Annotated in this window: 16 protein-coding genes; 9 read left to right on the forward strand and 7 right to left on the reverse strand. The window is 73.9% G+C overall.

All coding sequences use genetic code 11. The features are described from left to right. Positions 1-46 precede the first annotated feature (46 nt). From EV374_RS02155 to nudC, 3 genes are read left to right on the forward strand one after another with little or no spacing between them, the layout of a single operon-like run. Complete coding sequence (locus EV374_RS02155; RefSeq protein WP_132231066.1) at positions 47-1,357, forward strand: M16 family metallopeptidase; 1,311 nt, start codon at positions 47-49, stop codon at positions 1,355-1,357. Then, the gene (locus tag EV374_RS02160; protein WP_132231067.1) at positions 1,354-2,697 is read left to right on the forward strand and encodes a M16 family metallopeptidase; all 1,344 of its coding nucleotides are present in this window, start codon (positions 1,354-1,356) and stop codon (positions 2,695-2,697) included. The genes EV374_RS02155 and EV374_RS02160 overlap by 4 nt, the downstream gene beginning before the upstream one ends. Next, the gene (gene nudC / locus EV374_RS02165; protein WP_132231068.1) at positions 2,694-3,632 is read left to right on the forward strand and encodes an NAD(+) diphosphatase; all 939 of its coding nucleotides are present in this window, start codon (positions 2,694-2,696) and stop codon (positions 3,630-3,632) included. Before EV374_RS02160 ends, nudC begins: the two co-directional genes overlap by 4 nt. 171 nt (positions 3,633-3,803) lie before the next feature. On the opposite strand, the gene EV374_RS02170 is transcribed toward nudC, so the two are convergent. The 3 genes from EV374_RS02170 to EV374_RS02180 form a co-directional block, all read right to left on the reverse strand. Further along, the gene (locus tag EV374_RS02170; protein ID WP_132231358.1) at positions 3,804-4,079 is read right to left on the reverse strand and encodes a hypothetical protein; all 276 of its coding nucleotides are present in this window, start codon (positions 4,077-4,079) and stop codon (positions 3,804-3,806) included. Positions 4,080-4,293: 214 nt separating this feature from the next. Next, positions 4,294-4,530: a DUF397 domain-containing protein gene (locus EV374_RS02175; protein ID WP_132231069.1), complete on the reverse strand. Its 237-nt coding sequence runs from the start codon at positions 4,528-4,530 to the stop codon at positions 4,294-4,296. 72 nt (positions 4,531-4,602) lie between these two features. Continuing rightward, a complete protein-coding gene (locus EV374_RS02180) occupies positions 4,603-5,583 on the reverse strand; it encodes a Scr1 family TA system antitoxin-like transcriptional regulator (protein ID WP_132231070.1) in 981 nt (326 codons plus the stop codon). A 225-nt stretch (positions 5,584-5,808) separates the two neighbouring features. Here EV374_RS02180 and EV374_RS02185 point away from each other — a divergent pair, with 225 nt between their 5' ends. Beyond that, positions 5,809-7,098 (forward strand): MFS transporter, encoded by a 1,290-nt coding sequence (locus EV374_RS02185; protein WP_486485529.1) that lies wholly within the window; start codon positions 5,809-5,811, stop codon positions 7,096-7,098. Between the two features lie 133 nt (positions 7,099-7,231). Here the strand turns inward: EV374_RS02185 and EV374_RS02190 are convergent, their stop codons facing one another. After that, a complete protein-coding gene (locus EV374_RS02190; protein ID WP_089003216.1) occupies positions 7,232-7,474 on the reverse strand; it encodes a mycoredoxin in 243 nt (80 codons plus the stop codon). A 92-nt stretch (positions 7,475-7,566) separates the two neighbouring features. Here EV374_RS02190 and EV374_RS02195 point away from each other — a divergent pair, with 92 nt between their 5' ends. From EV374_RS02195 to EV374_RS02205, 3 genes are all read left to right on the forward strand, one after another. After that, the gene (locus EV374_RS02195) at positions 7,567-9,729 is read left to right on the forward strand and encodes an ATP-dependent DNA helicase UvrD2 (RefSeq protein WP_132231072.1); all 2,163 of its coding nucleotides are present in this window, start codon (positions 7,567-7,569) and stop codon (positions 9,727-9,729) included. A 127-nt stretch (positions 9,730-9,856) separates the two neighbouring features. Then, complete coding sequence (locus tag EV374_RS02200) at positions 9,857-10,114, forward strand: hypothetical protein (protein WP_132231073.1); 258 nt, start codon at positions 9,857-9,859, stop codon at positions 10,112-10,114. 128 nt (positions 10,115-10,242) lie between these two features. Next, the gene (locus tag EV374_RS02205) at positions 10,243-10,608 is read left to right on the forward strand and encodes a WhiB family transcriptional regulator (protein ID WP_088998544.1); all 366 of its coding nucleotides are present in this window, start codon (positions 10,243-10,245) and stop codon (positions 10,606-10,608) included. A gap of 382 nt (positions 10,609-10,990) precedes the next feature. Here the strand turns inward: EV374_RS02205 and EV374_RS02215 are convergent, their stop codons facing one another. The 3 genes from EV374_RS02215 to EV374_RS32380 all read right to left on the reverse strand — a co-directional run bounded on the left by EV374_RS02215 (position 10,991) and on the right by EV374_RS32380 (position 13,876). Further along, positions 10,991-12,358, reverse strand: a complete 1,368-nt coding sequence (locus EV374_RS02215; protein ID WP_132231074.1) for an ABC1 kinase family protein — start codon at positions 12,356-12,358, stop codon at positions 10,991-10,993. A 78-nt stretch (positions 12,359-12,436) separates the two neighbouring features. After that, positions 12,437-13,489 carry a TOMM precursor leader peptide-binding protein gene (locus EV374_RS02220; RefSeq protein ID WP_132231075.1) on the reverse strand — a complete coding sequence of 351 codons (1,053 nt, stop codon included), beginning with the start codon at positions 13,487-13,489 and terminating at the stop codon, positions 12,437-12,439. 219 nt (positions 13,490-13,708) lie between these two features. Then, entirely contained in the window at positions 13,709-13,876 is a 168-nt protein-coding gene (locus tag EV374_RS32380) for a DUF5679 domain-containing protein (RefSeq protein ID WP_012014940.1), read from the reverse strand. A 549-nt stretch (positions 13,877-14,425) separates the two neighbouring features. Here EV374_RS32380 and EV374_RS02225 point away from each other — a divergent pair. Together EV374_RS02225 and EV374_RS02230 are read left to right on the forward strand one after the other, a co-directional pair. Beyond that, positions 14,426-14,956, forward strand: coding sequence for a M48 metallopeptidase family protein (locus tag EV374_RS02225; RefSeq protein WP_132231076.1), 531 nt, complete (start codon positions 14,426-14,428; stop codon positions 14,954-14,956). A gap of 257 nt (positions 14,957-15,213) precedes the next feature. After that, positions 15,214-15,828: a hypothetical protein gene (locus tag EV374_RS02230; protein ID WP_132231077.1), complete on the forward strand. Its 615-nt coding sequence runs from the start codon at positions 15,214-15,216 to the stop codon at positions 15,826-15,828. The last annotated feature ends 45 nt before the right edge of the window (positions 15,829-15,873 follow it).

Below are 15,873 nucleotides of genomic sequence, written 5' to 3' on the forward strand. Positions count from 1 at the left end.
GAGAGGTCGCCGGTGGCGGGGGTGCCGACGCGCTAGGGTCGATCCCGTGGCGGCGCGGAGATCGAGAATTCCAGCGACGAAGTACCCGGTCGAGCGGTTCACGCTCGACAACGGCCTGCGGGTGGTCCTGACCCCCGACCGCAGCGCCCCGGTGATCGGGGTGGCGGTCGTCTACGACGTCGGCATCCGCTCCGAACCCGAGGGGCGCACCGGCTTCGCCCACCTCTTCGAGCACCTCATGTTCCAGGGCTCCGAGAACCTGGAGAAGCTGGCGCACTTCCGGCACGTGCAGGGGGCGGGCGGCACCTTCAACGGCTCCACCCACCTGGACTACACCGACTACTTCGAGACCCTGCCGAGCAACGCCCTGGAGCGGGCGCTGTTCCTTGAGGCCGACCGGATGCGCGGCCCCCGGCTGACCGAGGAGAACCTGCGCAACCAGGTCGACGTGGTCAAGGAGGAGATCCGGGTAAACGTCCTCAACCGCCCGTACGGCGGCTTCCCCTGGTTGACCCTGCCACCGGTCATGTTCGACACCTTCCCGAACGCGCACGACGGCTACGGCTCCTTCGTCGACCTGGAGTCGGCCACCGTCCCCGACGCCGCCGACTTCTTCCGCCGCTACTACGCGAGCGGCAACGCGGTGCTGGCGGTCAGCGGTGACATCGACGTCGCCGAGGCGACGACGCTGATCGAGCGGCACTTCGGCGACGTGCCGGCGCGTCCCGCCCCGAAACGGCCAGACTTCGCCGAGCCCGACCTGACCGGGGAGCGGCGCACCTCGTACACCGACGAGTTGGCCCCGCTGCCGGCGGTGGCCGGCGCCTGGCGGGTGCCCGACCCGATCACCGACTTCGCCGCCTACCTGCCGTACGTCGTGCTGGCCGAGGTGCTCACCGACGGCGACGCGTCCCGGCTGGTCGAGCGGCTGGTCCAGCGGGACCGGGCGGTGACCAGCCTCGGCGGCTACGTCGGCTTCATGGGCGACCCGTTCGACGTGCGGGACCCGACGGCGCTGCTGCTCCAGGCGCACCTGCCGCCCGGCGGGGACGTGGACAAGGTGCTGCGCACCATCGACGAGGAGCTGGACCGGCTGGCCACCGACGGCGTGGCCGAGGGGGAACTGGCCCGCACCCAGGCCCGGATGGCGACCCACCTGCTGCGCGACACCGACGCGGTGCTCGGCCGGGCGTTGCAGATGGCCGTGCTGGAGCAGCAGCGCGGCGAGCCGGGGCTGCTCAACGACCTGCCCCGGCTCGTCGGCGAGGTCACCGACGAGCAGGTCCGCGCCGCCGCGGCCACCCTGCGGCCCGAGCGCCGGGCGTCCATCGAGGTCATCCCAGGAGGGGCCAAATGAGCGTGACCGCACCGGCCGCGCCCCGGGCGCTGCCGCCGCTCGGCCCGAACCGCAGGCTCAAGCTGCCGAAGCAGGCCGAGCGCACGCTGGGCAACGGGCTGACCGTGATCGCCGTACGCCGGCCGGCGGTGCCGCTGGTGGAGGTGCGGCTGTGGATGCCGTTCGGCCGCACCCACCTCGCCCGGGGCGCCATGCTCGCGCAGACGCTGCTCTCCGGCACTCAGACCATGTCCAGCGTGCAGATCGCGGCCGAGTTGCAGAAGGTCGGCGGCGGGCTCTCCGCCGGGATCGACCCGGACCGGTTGATGCTCTCCGGCGCCGGGCTGGTCACCGGGCTGGACCGGATGCTGGAGATCCTCGCCGAGGTGCTGACCGACGCGGCCTACCCGAACGACGACGTCGCCACGGAGCGGGACCGGCTGGTGGACCGTATCCACGTGGCGCGGAGCCAGCCGGCGCACCTGGCCCGCACCGCCCTGCTCCGACGGGTCTACGGCAGCCACCCGTACGCGGTGCAGACCCCCGAACCGGAGGCGGTCCGGGCGGTCCGGCCGGGAGTGCTGCGGACCCTGCACGCCCAGCGGGTGCACCCCGCCGACGCCGTGCTCGTGCTGGTCGGTGACGTGCAGCCGGACCGGGCGCTGGACGCCGCCGAGAAGGCGCTGTCCGGGTGGACCGGCGCCGGGCACACCGCCGACCTGCCGCCCGCCCCGCCGCTGGAGCCCGGGCCGCTGCTGCTGGTCGACCGCCCGGGGGCGGTGCAGTCCTCGCTGCGGATCGCGCTGCCGGCGGTGCCCCGCACCCACCCGGACCACGCCGCGCTGCAACTGGCCAACCTGATCTTCGGTGGCTACTTCTCCTCCCGCTGGGTGGAGAACATCCGCGAGGACAAGGGCTACACGTACGGGGGGCACTCCCTCGTCGAGCACTCGGTGGCCGGGTCGGTGCTGGTCGCCGCCGTCGACGTGGCCACCGAGGTGACCGGGCCGGCGCTGCTGGAGACGACGTACGAACTCGGCCGGCTGGCCTCCCTCCCGCCCCGCGAGGACGAGCTGGAGCAGGCCCGCCAGTACGCCCTCGGCACCCTCCAGCTGGGGATGTCCACCCAGGCCGGGCTCGCCTCGCTGACCAGCGCGTACGCCGGCAGCGGGCTGCGCCTGGAGTTCCTGGCCGAGCACGCCGCCCGGCTGGCGAAGGCGACCGTGGCCGACGTGGCCGAGGCGGCGGCCCGCTACCTCGCCCCGGCGCGGGCGGTCACCGTGGTGCTGGGCGACGCCGAACGGATCGGGCCGCAGGTGGCGGCGCTGGCCCCGGTCACCACCGAGCCGGCGCGACCGTGAGCGGGGAGCCCGCGCCGCCGCTGGCTCGGTCCACCCTGGACCGGGCGGCCCACCGGCGCACCGACCCCGGGTGGCTGGCGCAGGCGTGGAGCCGGGCCCGGGTGCTGGTGCTCGACTCCGCTGACGGCGGCCGGGCGCTGGTGCGTACCGACACGTCGCCGCCGAGGCTGGTGCTTGTCGATCCGGCCGGGCTGCCCGAGCCGACGTCGCCGATGTTCCTCGGCGTCGAGCCGGACGGGGTGCCGGTCTTCGCCGTGGACGCCCCGCTGCCGGCGGTGTCCGGGGCCCGGGCGGCGCATCTGCGGGAGGTCGGGCACCTGCTCGGCGACCGCGACGCCGGGCTGTTCACCACCGCGCTGGCGCTGGTCAACTGGCACCTGCGGCACCGCTACTCGTCGGCCACCGGGCACCCGACCGAGGTGGACGAGGCCGGCTGGTCCCGGGTCGACCCGGCCGGGGAGCGGATCTGGCCGCGTACCGATCCCGCCATGATCGTGCTGGTGCACGACGGCGTTCCTGGCCTGGACGGGCGGTGCCTGCTCGGCAACAACGCCACCTGGCCGCACACCGCCGGCGAACGCCGGTTCTCCTGCCTCGCCGGCTACGTCGAGCCGGGGGAGTCGGCCGAGGCCGCGGTGCTGCGCGAGGTCCGCGAGGAGGTCGGCGTCCCGGTCGACGACATCGCGTACGCGGGCAGCCAGGCGTGGCCGTTTCCCGGCTCCCTGATGCTCGGCTTCCTCGCCACCGCGGATCCGGAGCATCCGGTGCAGGTGGATCCGACGGAGATCGCGTTCGCCCGGTGGTTCTCCCGCAGGGAGATCGGCGCGGCCCTGGCGGGACGGCCGGTGGAGGTCGGCGGGGCACGCCTGGTGCTGCCGCCGCCGTCGTCGATCGCGCTTTTCCTGATCCACCGCTGGCTCGACGGGCACTGCTGAGCCGGTCTCCGCCGCCCGCGAGCGCGCCGGTGGCCGGGGGTCGTGCGGTCCCGGCCCGTGACCGCCGTTGCCGCGACGGTCACGGACCGGGAACACGGGCCGCCGTGGTCGGCTGGGCAAAGGAGCACGGCGGGGGAGCCGGTCCGACCACGACGGACGTCTGGGTGCGGGTCAGCTGCCTCGGTCGTCGGGTGCGGCCCGCCGTCCGCGGCCCGGCTCGTCGAGCGGGAGCACCTTGACCCGCTGCTTGCCGGAGCGGACCGCGCCGACCGTGGCGAGGGCCCGGGCCAGCAGCAGCGCGGCGTCGCGCTCCTCGGCGTGCACGATCTGGCGGCGCGGCTCGGGCGTGGTGGTCTCGTCGCGGAGTCGGTCACCGCACGCCCAGGCGGCGGCGATGTCCACGTCGGCGGCGGCGCGGATGTCGGTGCGAACGATCAGGAACCGCATGCGGGTCTCCGGATGAATCGCGAGGGTGGGGAACGGGTGGAAGTTCCACGTCACTCTGCCGTCATGTTACGCCGCGCGGTCGTCTCATCAAGTGAAACGCGGCGATTGGTCCGGAGGCTCATCCGATCAGCGGATGCCTGGTCGGCGGGGTGGTGCGGCGCAGACGCGACGGGGCCGCCGGCACGCTGCCGGCGGCCCCGCGACGGTCGACGGATCAGTTCAGGTCGAACTGTCCGTTCTTCGCGCCGGCGATGAAGCCCAGCCAGCCCGCCCGGTTGAACAGCAGCACCGGACCGCCCTGGTCCTTGCTGTCCCGCAGGGCCACCGCGACCGGCCCGGTCCTCAGTGGTGCGACCTCGACGCAGTTCGAGGTCTGGCTGCGCGTGCTCTTACGCCACGGGGCGTCCGCGAGCTGGGCGAGTACGGACGGCGTGTTGCGGATCTCGTTCATCGTGCCACTCCTGAGGTGAACTGCTCCGATGGAACGAGTGGCGCCGCACGACCCGACGGTGGGCCCCCGTGCTCACCGGTCCGTCAGGCGCCCGGAATGCCGGCGGCGTTGGGTCGGCGCCGTTGCCGGCCCGTACGCCACCGTGGACGCGGTCGCCGTGCCGGGCAGCCGCCCCGTCGCCTCGATCAGCCAGGAGAGGGTGTCCGATTCGGAGAGCGCCGCCGTGCATAGCCACTCGAACACCACTTTATAGCGATTTAGGGCGTTTACCTCGGTCGACATGACGTCGGTGAACCCCCCTTCGATGGCCAGCGTCTCCGGATCGAGCGGATCCGCGAACCGGTAGAGCGAGAACGCGGTCGGCGGGAGGTACCAGTCGCCGATCTGGGTGTCGCGCGGCAGCACGTGCAGCGTGACGTTCGGCAGCATCGCCAGTTCGCAGAGCTGCACCAGCTGCGCGCGCAGCACCTCCGGCGGCCCGGTCCGGCCGCCGAGCGCCGCCTCCTCCAGCACCGCCGTGTAACGGGGCGCGTCGGTCGCGCGGGTGAGCAGCGACTGCCGGGCCAGCCGGGCCCGCACCTCGGTGTCGATGTCCTCACCGGCCTCCGGGTCGCCGGCCTCCTCGTCGACCTGCCGGGCCGAGGCGATCCGCACCGACGCGTAGTCCGGCGTCTGGAGCAGGCCCGGCACCAGGACCGGGTTGTATTCCGAGATCTCCGCGCAGCCCGCCTCCAGCTCGGCGAAGCTGCGCTGCTGCTGGGTCATCACCGGGTAGTTGCGCAGCCAGCCGCGGATGTCGCCGGCCTCCTCGGTGATGCCGAGGAGTTCCCGGCGCAGCGCCTCGTCGGCGCCGTAGAGATCCAGCAGCACGCGGACGTCGTCCGGGTCCGGGCGGCTGCGGCCGTTCTCCAGCCGGGACAACTTGGACGCGGACGCCCAGCCGATCCGCTCGATGACCTGGTCTCCCGTGAGACCCGCGGCCTCGCGCAGCCGGCGCAGCTCGGTGCCCAACCTGCGGCGGCGCAGGATCGGGCTGGGTGAGGCAGGAGGCACGACGTCCTCTTTTCCGTGGACCGCCGCAGACGCGACGGTAACTGTATGAAATTCGCCCCCCACGGTCAGTATGGACGGCGCGCCTCCCGCCGGAGGTCCCGGTGGGGGCGTGTCTCGCAGAAAAGAGGACCGTGGAAGGGCACGGCGTCCGGTAGGACGCCGTCGGCCCGACCGCGCCACCCCAGACCGCGCCACGCCGCGCACCACCCCCGCCGGAGGGACCCCATGCGCACCGTCCTGCGCCGCCCGGATTTCCGCCTGCTCTTCGGCGGCCTGCTCGCCAGCATGGCCGCCGAGTCGATCCTGTTGCTGGCCCTCGCCATCTGGGTGAAGGACCTGACCGGGTCGGACGGGCTGGCCGGCGCCACCATCTTCGCGGTCATCGCCCCGATGACCCTGGCCCCGCTGGTGGGGTGGATCGTCGACCGCTACCCCCGGCGCCCGTTCTTCGTGGCGGCGAACCTGGTGACGGCCGTGCTGCTCACCCCGCTCCTCGTGGTGCGGGACCGGACCGACGTGTGGATCATCTACGTGGTGGCGGCCCTCTACGGCCTGTCGTACATCACCCTCAGCGCGGTGCTCAGCGGCCTGATCCGGCAGCTCGTGCCGGTGGAGCTGCTGGCCGACGCCAACGGCGTGCTCCAGACCGTGCGCCAGGGGCTGCGGCTGATCGGCCCGCTGGCCGGCGCCGGGCTCTACGCCGCCGTCGGCGGCTGGATGCTGGCCGTGATCGGGATGGTCGGCTTCCTGTCGGCGGCCGTCGTGGTGGGCCTGATCCGCACGACGGAGACGCCGTCCACCGGGCCCGGGCTGCGCTGGCCGGCCGAGGTGAGCGCCGGGCTGCGCCACCTGGCCGGGGAGCCGGCGCTGCGCCGGGCGCTGCTCGGCTACGGGCTGGGATCGCTGGCGATGGGCTTCAGCGAGTCGTTGATCTTCGCGTACGTCGACCAGGGGCTGCGCCGGGACGCCGCGTTCGTCGGTGTGCTGGTCACCGTGCAGGGCATCGGCGGACTGGTCGGCGGGCTGCTCTCCCCGGCCGTGGTGCGCCGCGCCGGCGAGGTGGGCACGCTCGCCGCCGGGGTGGCGTTCTTCGGTCCGGCCTCGCTGGCGCTGGTGTACCCGAACCTCTGGCTCGGCTTCGTCGCCGTACTGCTGGCCGGGGTGTCGCTGCCGCTGACGATGGTCGGGCTGCACACGCTGATCCAGCGGCGTACCCCACAGGCGCTGCTCGGCCGGGTCGCCGCGGCCTCGGAGGCCGTGGTCAGCGGCCCGCAGGCGCTCTCGATCGGCGCGGGGGCGCTGCTCGTCGGGGTGCTGGACTACCGCGTCCTGTTCGCCCTGATCGGGGTGGCCACCCTGCTCGCCGGCGGCTACCTCTGGCACGGCCGCACGCTCAGCCCGCCGCCACCCGTCCGGATCCCCGCCCCCCGCCGGCCCGCCGAGGGGTCCGCCGCCGTCGGCCCGGCCGCCGCCCAGGAGGTGGTCGGCACGACCCCACCGGGCCCGGCGCGCTGACGCCGGCCCGCCGGGGGCGCAGGGCGCTGCCCGGCCGGGCACCTCCCCAGGGCGCGGCGAACGGGGAGGCGGCCAGGACGCGACGAGCGGCCGGCCCGGGTGGGCGGCCGCTCGTCGGTGGTGCTGCGTCCGGTCAGGCGTCGATCGTGGCCAGGTGCTGCTTGACCTGGGTGATCGAGGGGTTGGTCAGGGCGCTGCCGTCGGCGAAACGCAGCGTCGGGACGGTCTGGTTGCCGCCGTTGACGCTCATCACGAACTCCGCGGCCTTCGGGTCCTGCTCGATGTCGACCACCTCGTAGCCGATGCCCTCCCGGTCGAGCTGCGACTTCAGCCGGTGGCAGTAGCCGCACCAGGGGGTCGAGTACATCGTCAGCATGGTCAGATCCTCCAACGGTCCGCGTGGCGGCTTGCCGATCAAGCCCAGGCTAATCGCTGCAACGTCTGGCGGAGCTGAGACAATTCCTCGCTGTGGTGGTTCACTCAGCATCCGAACGCGTGCTCGCCGGGCTCGACCCCGAGCAGCGCTCGGCGGTGACCGCCCCCGCCGGCCCGGTCTGTATCCTGGCCGGCGCCGGCACCGGCAAGACCCGCGCGGTCACCTCCCGGATCGCCCACCGGGCGCTCTCCGGGGAGATCTCCGCCCGGCACGTGCTCGCGGTGACCTTCACGGCCCGCGCCGCCGCCGAGATGCGCGCCCGGCTCACCGCGCTCGGGGTGGGTGGCGTCCAGGCGCGCACCTTCCACGCCGCCGCGCTGCGCCAGGTGCGCTACTTCGCGCCCCGGCTGCTCCAGGGGCGGGCCATGCCAGAGCTGCTGGACAGCAAGGTCCGGCTGGTCACCCTCGCCGCGGCCAAGGCCGGCCTGCGTACCGACCGGGCGGCCGCCCGGGACCTCGCCGGCGAGATCGAGTGGGCGAAGTCGTCGCTGGTGGAGCCGGGGGAGTACGTCGTCGCGGCGGCGAAGGCGATGCGGGACACCCCGCACGAGCCGGCCCGCGTCGCCGAGGTCTTCGCGGCGTACGAGCGGCTCAAGCGCTCCAACGGGGTGATCGACTTCGAGGACATGCTGCGCGCCGCGGTCTGGGGCATCGAGGAGCACCGGGACGTCGCCGAGCAGGTACGCGCCCAGTACCGGCACTTCGTCGTCGACGAGTACCAGGACGTCAACCCCCTCCAGCAGCGGCTGCTCCAGGCGTGGCTGGGCGGGCGGGACGACCTGACCGTGGTCGGCGACGCCAGCCAGACGATCTACTCGTTCACCGGGGCCACCTCGTCGTACCTGGTCGACTTCCCGCGCCGGTACCGGGGCGCGACAGTGGTCCGGCTGGTCCGCGACTACCGCTCCACCCCGCAGGTCGTCGGGCTGGCCAACGCGGTGATCTCCCAGGCGCGGGGCGCCGAGGCCCGGCTGCGCCTGGAGCTGGTCGGCCAGCGCCCGCCCGGCCCCGAACCGGAGCTGCGGATCTTCACCGACGAGCCGGCCGAGGCCAACGCGGTGGCCGCCCGCTGCCGCGCCCTGGTCGACGGCGGCACCCCGGCGAAGGAGATCGCCGTGCTGTTCCGGACCAACGCGCAGTCCGAGGCGTACGAGAAGGCGCTGACCGAGGCGCAGGTGCCGTACGTGGTGCAGGGGGCCGAGCGGTTCTTCGAGCGCGCCGAGGTGCGGCAGGCGATGGTCGCCCTGCGGGCCGCCACCCGGTCGATCCCCGGGGAGACCCCGCTGCCCGCCGCCGTGGTGGAGGCGCTCACCGCGGTCGGCTGGGCCCCTGACGCCGCCCCGGCCGGTGGCGCCGCCCGCGAGCGGTGGGAGGCGCTCGCCGCGCTGGTGCAACTCGCCGAGGAGTACGCGGCCACCCCGCAGGTGGTGCCGATCGGGCCCGCCGCCTCGGTCGAGCGCCCCGTCACCCTGGCCGACTTCAACGACGAGCTGGCCCGCCGGGCCGCCGCACAGCACGTGCCGACGGTCGACGGGGTGACCCTGGCCTCGCTGCACTCCGCCAAGGGCCTGGAGTGGGACGCGGTCTTCCTGGTCGGCCTCTCCGAGGGCACCCTGCCCACCACGTACGCCAAGACCGTCGAACAGGTCGAGGAGGAGCGCCGGCTGCTCTACGTCGGCGTTACCCGGGCGAGGGAGTGGCTCTGGCTGTCGTACGCCTCGGCCCGCTCCCCGGGCGGGCGGGCCCGGCGGCCCTCGCGGTTCCTGCCGCAGCTCGACCGCTCCAGCGGGGTGGAGCGGGCCGGGGCCGCTCCGGCAGCGCGCCGGCCGGAGCGCCGTCGGACCCAGATCGTCTCCTGCCGGATCTGCGGCGCCACCCTGCTCGCCGGGCCGGACCGCAAGCTCGGCCGCTGCCCCACCTGCCCCTCGGACATCGACGAGGAGCTGCACGAACGGCTGCACGAGTGGCGCCAGCGGGTGGCCGGTGGGCAGCGGGTACCGGCCTATGTGGTCTTCACCGACGCCACTCTGGTCGCGCTCGCGGAACGGCGCCCCGGCCGGGCGGAGGAGCTGATCGCCATCGCCGGCATCGGGCCCCGGAAACTCGGCCTCTACGGGGAGGCGGTGCTGGCGCTGGTGGCGGGCGCGGCGGTCGACGACGTCTGCCCGGAGAAAACTTTCGAAATCTCGCCGTAAATTCGTTTGCCCTCGCCCCGTGGCGAGGAATAGCCTCATGACACACCTCGCGAGCGGCGCCATTCGGGCTGCTCACGAGGGGTAGAGACCGTATCGGCACGAGTGAACGTCAGAGGAGGTGGCCCCGATGGAGATCGTCTACATCAACGAGCGTCCGGCGGCGCTGCCCGCTGTCGTCGCTCCGTTGTCGGCTGTCCGGGTGGCCCTCGCCGCTGCGCGACCGTCGGTTTCCCAGGTGCACCGTGTCGAGGCTCAGGCCGAGCTGATTCTCGCCACCGCGCCAAACGGAAACCAGGGGACCAGTGGCTTCACGGGCAAGGGCGTCGATGCTGTCAAGCGTCACATGGACGTCCGCGGAGTTCCACCTCGAGGTAGACCGGTCTGATCTTCAGACACCGGCTCACCTCGAGGCCGCGGAACCCGCTACCGGGATCCGCGGCCTCAGTTTTTTGCCCGCCAAGTACGTCGGAAATGCGATCCACGAGATCGAAGTGAGAGAGAGGTGACCGGGCGATGAGTCTGGCGTTGGCCCCACTCGACGTGAGCGTCGAGGTGGAGGCGAACCTGCCCTGCCGGAAGTTCGACCCCGACCTGTGGTTCTCCGACTCGCCCGCCGAGCTCGAGCTGGCCAAGTCGCTCTGCGGGGACTGCCCGCTGCGCGTCGAGTGCCTGGCCGGGGCGGTGGAGCGGGCCGAGCCCTGGGGCGTCTGGGGCGGCGAGATCTTCGAGCGTGGCGCGGTCGTCCCGCGCAAGCGGCCCCGTGGCCGTCCGCGCAAGGAGGACCTCGCCCGCGACGCGGCGCTCCGGGTCGAGGCCGAGGCACGACTGGCGGCCAGTGGGCTGTCCGAGTCGCGCACCACGGTCCGGCTGGCGGCCTGACATGCACCCGATCCAACCCACCCACGCCGGTGTCACGCCGGCGACGAGAGAGCTGACCACCATGCTGAACGTTCTTGACGGAGTCGCCGAGATGCAACTACTTCACGAAGCGCTGTCCCGGGCTCGAATGCGCCGGCCTCAGGCCGGTCGTACCACCACGAGCACTGAGGCAACCCTTTCCGCCCGTACCGTCGCCATGAACAGCCGCAACCGAGCGGCGCGCGACCTGGGCGTTCTCTAGTACCACACCGATAAGTCGAGGGGCGGTGGCCGAATTCCGGCCACCGCCCCTCGACGCGTTCCCGCCTCATGCCCTCTGTCGCGCCGCGCGCCGTGGCGCCTGTTCTGCGCCGCGCGGCGCGTCCGGTCGCGCGGCCGTCGCTCAGCCGCCCGCCGAGGGTTGGCCGGCCGACGGGGCGAAGCCGGGCAGCCAGCGCTCCAGGATGCCCCGGTAGGGCGCCTTCGCCTCCAGTTGGCAGAGCACGCCGATCGAGCCGAGCGTCACCCGGTGGATGAGCAGGTACGACGGCGGCAGGTTGAGCTGCCGGCTCAACTGGTACGCGGGGGAGCGGGGGCTGGCCAGCCGGGTCGCCTCCGTGCGCAGCCAGGCCCGGGTGAACCGGAACTCGTCGGCGGCGATGGGCTCCAGCATCGGACGGAGGAAGTCGAGCACGGCCTCGGCGTCGATCTCCTCGGTGGAACCGATGAAGCCCTCCGAGCGCAGGCCCGCCACCACCTCGTCGGCGTCGCCCCGCAGCGCCAGCGCGGCGATGCGGCCGATCGGCTCGGGCGTGCCCTCCGGCATCCGGGCCACCGCGCCGAAGTCGATCACGCCGAGCCGGCCGTCCGCCAGCAGCCGGAAGTTGCCCGGGTGCGGATCGGCGTGCAACAGCCCGGCCCGCTGCGGCGCGGACAGGTGCAGGATGGCCATCAGCCGGCCGGCCTCGTCGCGCTGCTCCTCCGTGCCCTCGCGGATGATCTCCGCCAGCGGGGTGCCCTCGACCCACTCGGTGACCAGGACCCGGGGCGACGCCGAGACCACCGCCGGGATGTGGATCTCCGGATCGTCCGCGTACGCGGCGGCGAAGGCGCGCTGCGACTCGGCCTCCAGCTCGTAGTCGAGTTCCTCGGTGATCCGTTCCCGCAGCTCCGCCAGGAGCGGCTTGACGTCCAGCCCGGGCTGGATCGCCCGGAACATCCCACCGAGGCGGGAGAGCTGCTTGAGGTCGGCGAGCAGGGCGTCGCCGGCGCCCGGATACTGGATCTTGACAGCCACGTCGCGGCTCTGCGGCGCGCCGGACGGCCCGTAGCCCGGCTCCCGCCACACCGCCCGGTGCACCTGGCCGATGCTGGCCGCGGCGGCGGGGGTGTCGTCGAACTCCACGAACCGGTCCCGCCAGTCGGGGCCGAGCTGCTCGGCGAGCACCTTGTGCACGCTGGCCGCCGGCAGCGGCGGTGCCGCCTCCTGGAGCTTTGTCAGCGCCTGCCGGTAGGGGGCGGCGATCTCCTCGGGCAGGGCGGCCTCGAAGACCGACAGCGCCTGCCCGAACTTCATCGCACCGCCCTTGAGCTGCCCCAACACGCTGAAGAGCTGCTCGGCGGTGCGTTGCTGGATCTCCGCGGAGATCACGTCGGAGGCGAGCCCCGTGACGCGCTTACCCATGCCGAGGACGGTCCGACCGGCGAAGCCGAGCGGCAGAGCGGCGAGCTTGGCGGTCCGGGACACGGCCCGGCGCGGGATGTCGGTCACCCGGCCATTGTTACCGACTCCGGGGGCCCGCGGCTGCTCTGCCGCCGGGCTGGGTGCCCCTCCCCACCTCCGCAGGCGTCACCGGCGCCGTCCCGAACAACCACAGGAGGGGTGCGGCGGCCACATCCGGCGGCGGAACCGCCCCGCCCCGGTGATCTCCACCGCGCAGCCCAGGGTCTCCGGGGTGCCCCCGTCGAGCTGCGCCAGCGCCTCGGCCGCCGCGTACGCCCCGGCCGCCAGGAGGGTCGCGGTGGCACACGCCTGCTCGCCCGCGCCCGTGGCGAGCTGGGCGGCCAGCGCCGGCCAGTCCGGGTCCCGGTCCGCCCGGTGCAGGTCGAGGCAGTTCAGGCAGGGACCGGCGGGCGGGCGGACGAGCGGGCCGACCACGGGCACGCCCTCCCGGAGGCCGAGCAACAGGTGCGGCTGGCGGCGCTGGGCGTGACCGGCGGCGAGCAGGGCGGCCGGCCGGTCCGTACCGAGCTGGACGACCAGGTCGACGCGGCCCCGCCGGAGCGGACCCGTGCCCGTGCCGGGGGCGGCCCGCTCGACGGCCTCGCGTACCGCCCGGGCGAGCGGACGGCCGAGCGCGGCGGCCGGGATGCCCGTGCCGACCAGGTCCGCCGGCCGCACCGGGCCGGCCAGGTCCGGGTGCACGTGCCCCACCCCCGCCTGGGCCAGCGCCAGGGCGACCGGGGCGCCGAGGCGGCCGGTGCCGCTGACCACCACCCGGGCGGCCAGCCGCCGGCGTAGCACCTGGGCGGGCGTGCCGGGCAGCCGCGCCGAGGCCAGGGCAAGCGCGTCCGCCTCGGCGGTGAGCCGGGTCCGCGGCGGGCCGGCCAGGTCCTTCGGCAGCAGGGTGTGCGCGGGTACGACCAGACCAGCGGCCCGCAGCGCGTCGAGCAGGGCACGGGCCTCGTCGGGGGCCACCTCGGCGGCGACGGCGTGCGCCAGGACCAGCCGTTCGCTACGGGTGCCGTCGAGCAGGTCGAGCAGGCGGGCGGCCCGGGGGTCGGCGATCTCCAGCAGCACGGCGCGGCCCGGCTCGACGCCGAGTTGGAGGGTGTGGCGGTCCCGCCAGAGTCGGGTGAGGCCCGGCAGCAGGACGGGACGGGGCAGTGTGGCTCGGCGCATGACACCGATCGTGACCGTGTCCGTGCTCACCGTCGATCGTTGTCCACAGGTGCGCGGTGCCCTGTCCAGGGCTGTCCACAGGAAATCCCGGGATATCCACAACCCGCCGGTAACCATGTCGGCGAGCCGACAGTGCGCGACGGGGTGCGCCGGCGGACGAGGTGCGGTCATGCCGGAGGGGGCGGCCGACGGCCGCCCCCTCCGGTGCATCCGTACGGGTCAGACCTTCGCCTTGCCCAGGATGCGGTTCACTGTTGTGCCGCAGACCGGACACTTGCCCTTGGCCATGTTCATCCCGGTCTTCGAGACCTCGACGCGGCCCTCGAAGTCCCGCTTCTCCTTGCACTTGACGCAGTAACCGTTGTAGGTCTGGGCCTGGTCGGCCACGGTGCCCTCCTCGTCTCGTCCGCCGGCCGATGCCGTCCCGGCGGGGGTTCCCGGCGGCGGGCCATTCGGGCACCGGCGCTGGGTCGTTCTCCCACGGCCACGCTCGTGACCGCTGGTCCGCGGACCCTACCCAGGTGTGGGCGGTTCCATGTCAGCTGTGCTTCGTCACTGTGAGCAAGTCGACGTCGAGAGTGTGCATGGCGAATTACGTCGGATAAGTCAGTTTGGCGGGGACACGCCGACCGAATCCGGCCAGATGCCCCGTGCGGGGCACCCCGAGCTGCGCCCGCCACGGAGATCACCTAACGTGGGGGTGCGCCCCGCCCGCACCCGGCGGAGGCCAGCGGCGCGACGCCTCCGTACCTGCGGACGGCCGCCACGAAGGGTGACGGCGACGAATCACCGTGGCCCGGCAGAAGATTTTTTGGGACTCCTGCCGACCAATCACCATTTTCCGGGCGGGTGTCGGGGTGTTGACCCTTGCGGACCCCTGGTCAGTACGCATTAGCTTTCCTTCGTGACAGGAATCCGAGGCTGCGCGGCCCGCTGATGGCAGGGGCGCGGAAGCCGGTCGTCGAAGTGCGGCGCAGCCAGCGTCGGCGACGCACGGTGTCCGCGTACCGCGACGGTGAACGGGTCGTCGTCCTCATCCCGGACCAGTTCTCCCGGGCCGAGGAGAGCGAGTGGGTCGACCGGATGCTCGCCCGGCTCGCCGCCCGGGAGGGGCGCCTCGCCCGGTCCGACGCCGAGCTGCTCGCCCGGGCCACCCGCCTGATCAAGCTCTACCTCGCCGAACACGGCGCGCAGGCCGTACCGACGAGCGTCCGCTGGGTCACCAACCAGAACGGCCGGTGGGGGTCCTGCACCCCGGACGACGGCACGATCCGCATCTCGCACCGCGTCCAGGGGCTGCCCGACTGGGTGATCGACTACGTGCTCCTGCACGAGCTCGCGCACCTCATCGTGCCCAGTCACAACGCGCGGTTCTGGGCGCTCGTCGCGCGCTACCCGAAGTCCGAGCGGGCGCGCGGCTACCTGGAGGGCGTCGCGGCGGCCTCGGGCACGCCGCTGACCGACTGACCCCCTCGGCACCACCGCCGGCCACCCGCCGTCCCGACCTCCGCCAACGCCTGCTGCCCGCGCCGGCTTCGTCCGCGCTGCCGGACGGAGCGGGCGAGATCTTGGTACGCGACGGCCCCTCCAGGGGTACGTTCCTGCCAAGATCTCGACGCGGCTCCGGCAGCCGGCTGCTCATGTCGGACGTCGCCGAGCGGGGGGACGCCGCCTCCGCTCGCCCGTGGGTCGTGGCTCCTGGCGTATCCGGCTAGGGTCGTGGGGTGGCCCGACGTGTGGTGGTGGCGTTGCTCGGACCGGTGACCTGGGCGCCGCCCGGCACCGACCCGGTGGACTGGCGGGCCGCGCTCGCCGAGGACGTGGTCGACCTGCTCGCCACGCTCAACGAGGTGGAGACGGCCGTTGCCGTCACCCGGGCGGACCGGGAGCTGGCCGACGCGGTGGTCTGGCCGGACACGGCCGTGTACGAGGTCCCCGAGGCGACCCCGAACGCGGTCTTCGCCGCCCTCGCCGGCACCGGCTACGACCAGGTGGCCGTGATCGCCGGCGACGCGCCCGACGTGCCGGGCCTGACCATCGGCAAGCTGCTGCGCCCACTCACCACCCGGCCGGTCGCGGTCGCCCCGGTCGAGGGCGGTGGACCGGGGCTGCTCGGCGTGGCCGCCCGGCTGCCCGTACCGGCGTGGCTGCCGGCGCTGGACCTGGACACCGCGCGGCCCGCGGCCGTGCGCGCGGCGGCGCCGCGACCCGGCGACCTGGCGGTGACCCCGGCCTGGCGGCGCCTGCGTGGGCCGGGCGACCTGGCGTTCCTCGACCCGGCCGTGGAGGGCTGGGAGACCACCCGCGCCCTGCTCTCCGGCACCGCGCAGCCCCGCTGAGCCGACTTGACCGCGGCGAGGGCCGCCCGAACCCCGGTGGGTCGG

It is taken from the genome of Micromonospora sp. CNZ303 (assembly GCF_004345505.1).

Excerpts from the sequence above, each read along its gene's own strand:
- EV374_RS02160 (WP_132231067.1), top strand. The coding sequence starts at position 1,354 with ATGAGCGTGACCGCACCGGCCGCGCCCCGGGCGCTGCCGCCGCTCGGC.
- EV374_RS02170 (WP_132231358.1), bottom strand. The coding sequence starts at position 4,079 with ATGCGGTTCCTGATCGTTCGCACCGACATCCGCGCCGCCGCCGACGTG.
- EV374_RS02175 (WP_132231069.1), bottom strand. The coding sequence starts at position 4,530 with ATGAACGAGATCCGCAACACGCCGTCCGTACTCGCCCAGCTCGCGGAC.
- EV374_RS02185 (WP_486485529.1), top strand. The coding sequence starts at position 5,809 with ATGCGCACCGTCCTGCGCCGCCCGGATTTCCGCCTGCTCTTCGGCGGC.
- EV374_RS02190 (WP_089003216.1), bottom strand. The coding sequence starts at position 7,474 with ATGCTGACGATGTACTCGACCCCCTGGTGCGGCTACTGCCACCGGCTG.
- EV374_RS02200 (WP_132231073.1), top strand. The coding sequence starts at position 9,857 with ATGGAGATCGTCTACATCAACGAGCGTCCGGCGGCGCTGCCCGCTGTC.
- EV374_RS02205 (WP_088998544.1), top strand. The coding sequence starts at position 10,243 with ATGAGTCTGGCGTTGGCCCCACTCGACGTGAGCGTCGAGGTGGAGGCG.
- EV374_RS02220 (WP_132231075.1), bottom strand. The coding sequence starts at position 13,489 with ATGCGCCGAGCCACACTGCCCCGTCCCGTCCTGCTGCCGGGCCTCACC.
- EV374_RS02225 (WP_132231076.1), top strand. The coding sequence starts at position 14,426 with ATGGCAGGGGCGCGGAAGCCGGTCGTCGAAGTGCGGCGCAGCCAGCGT.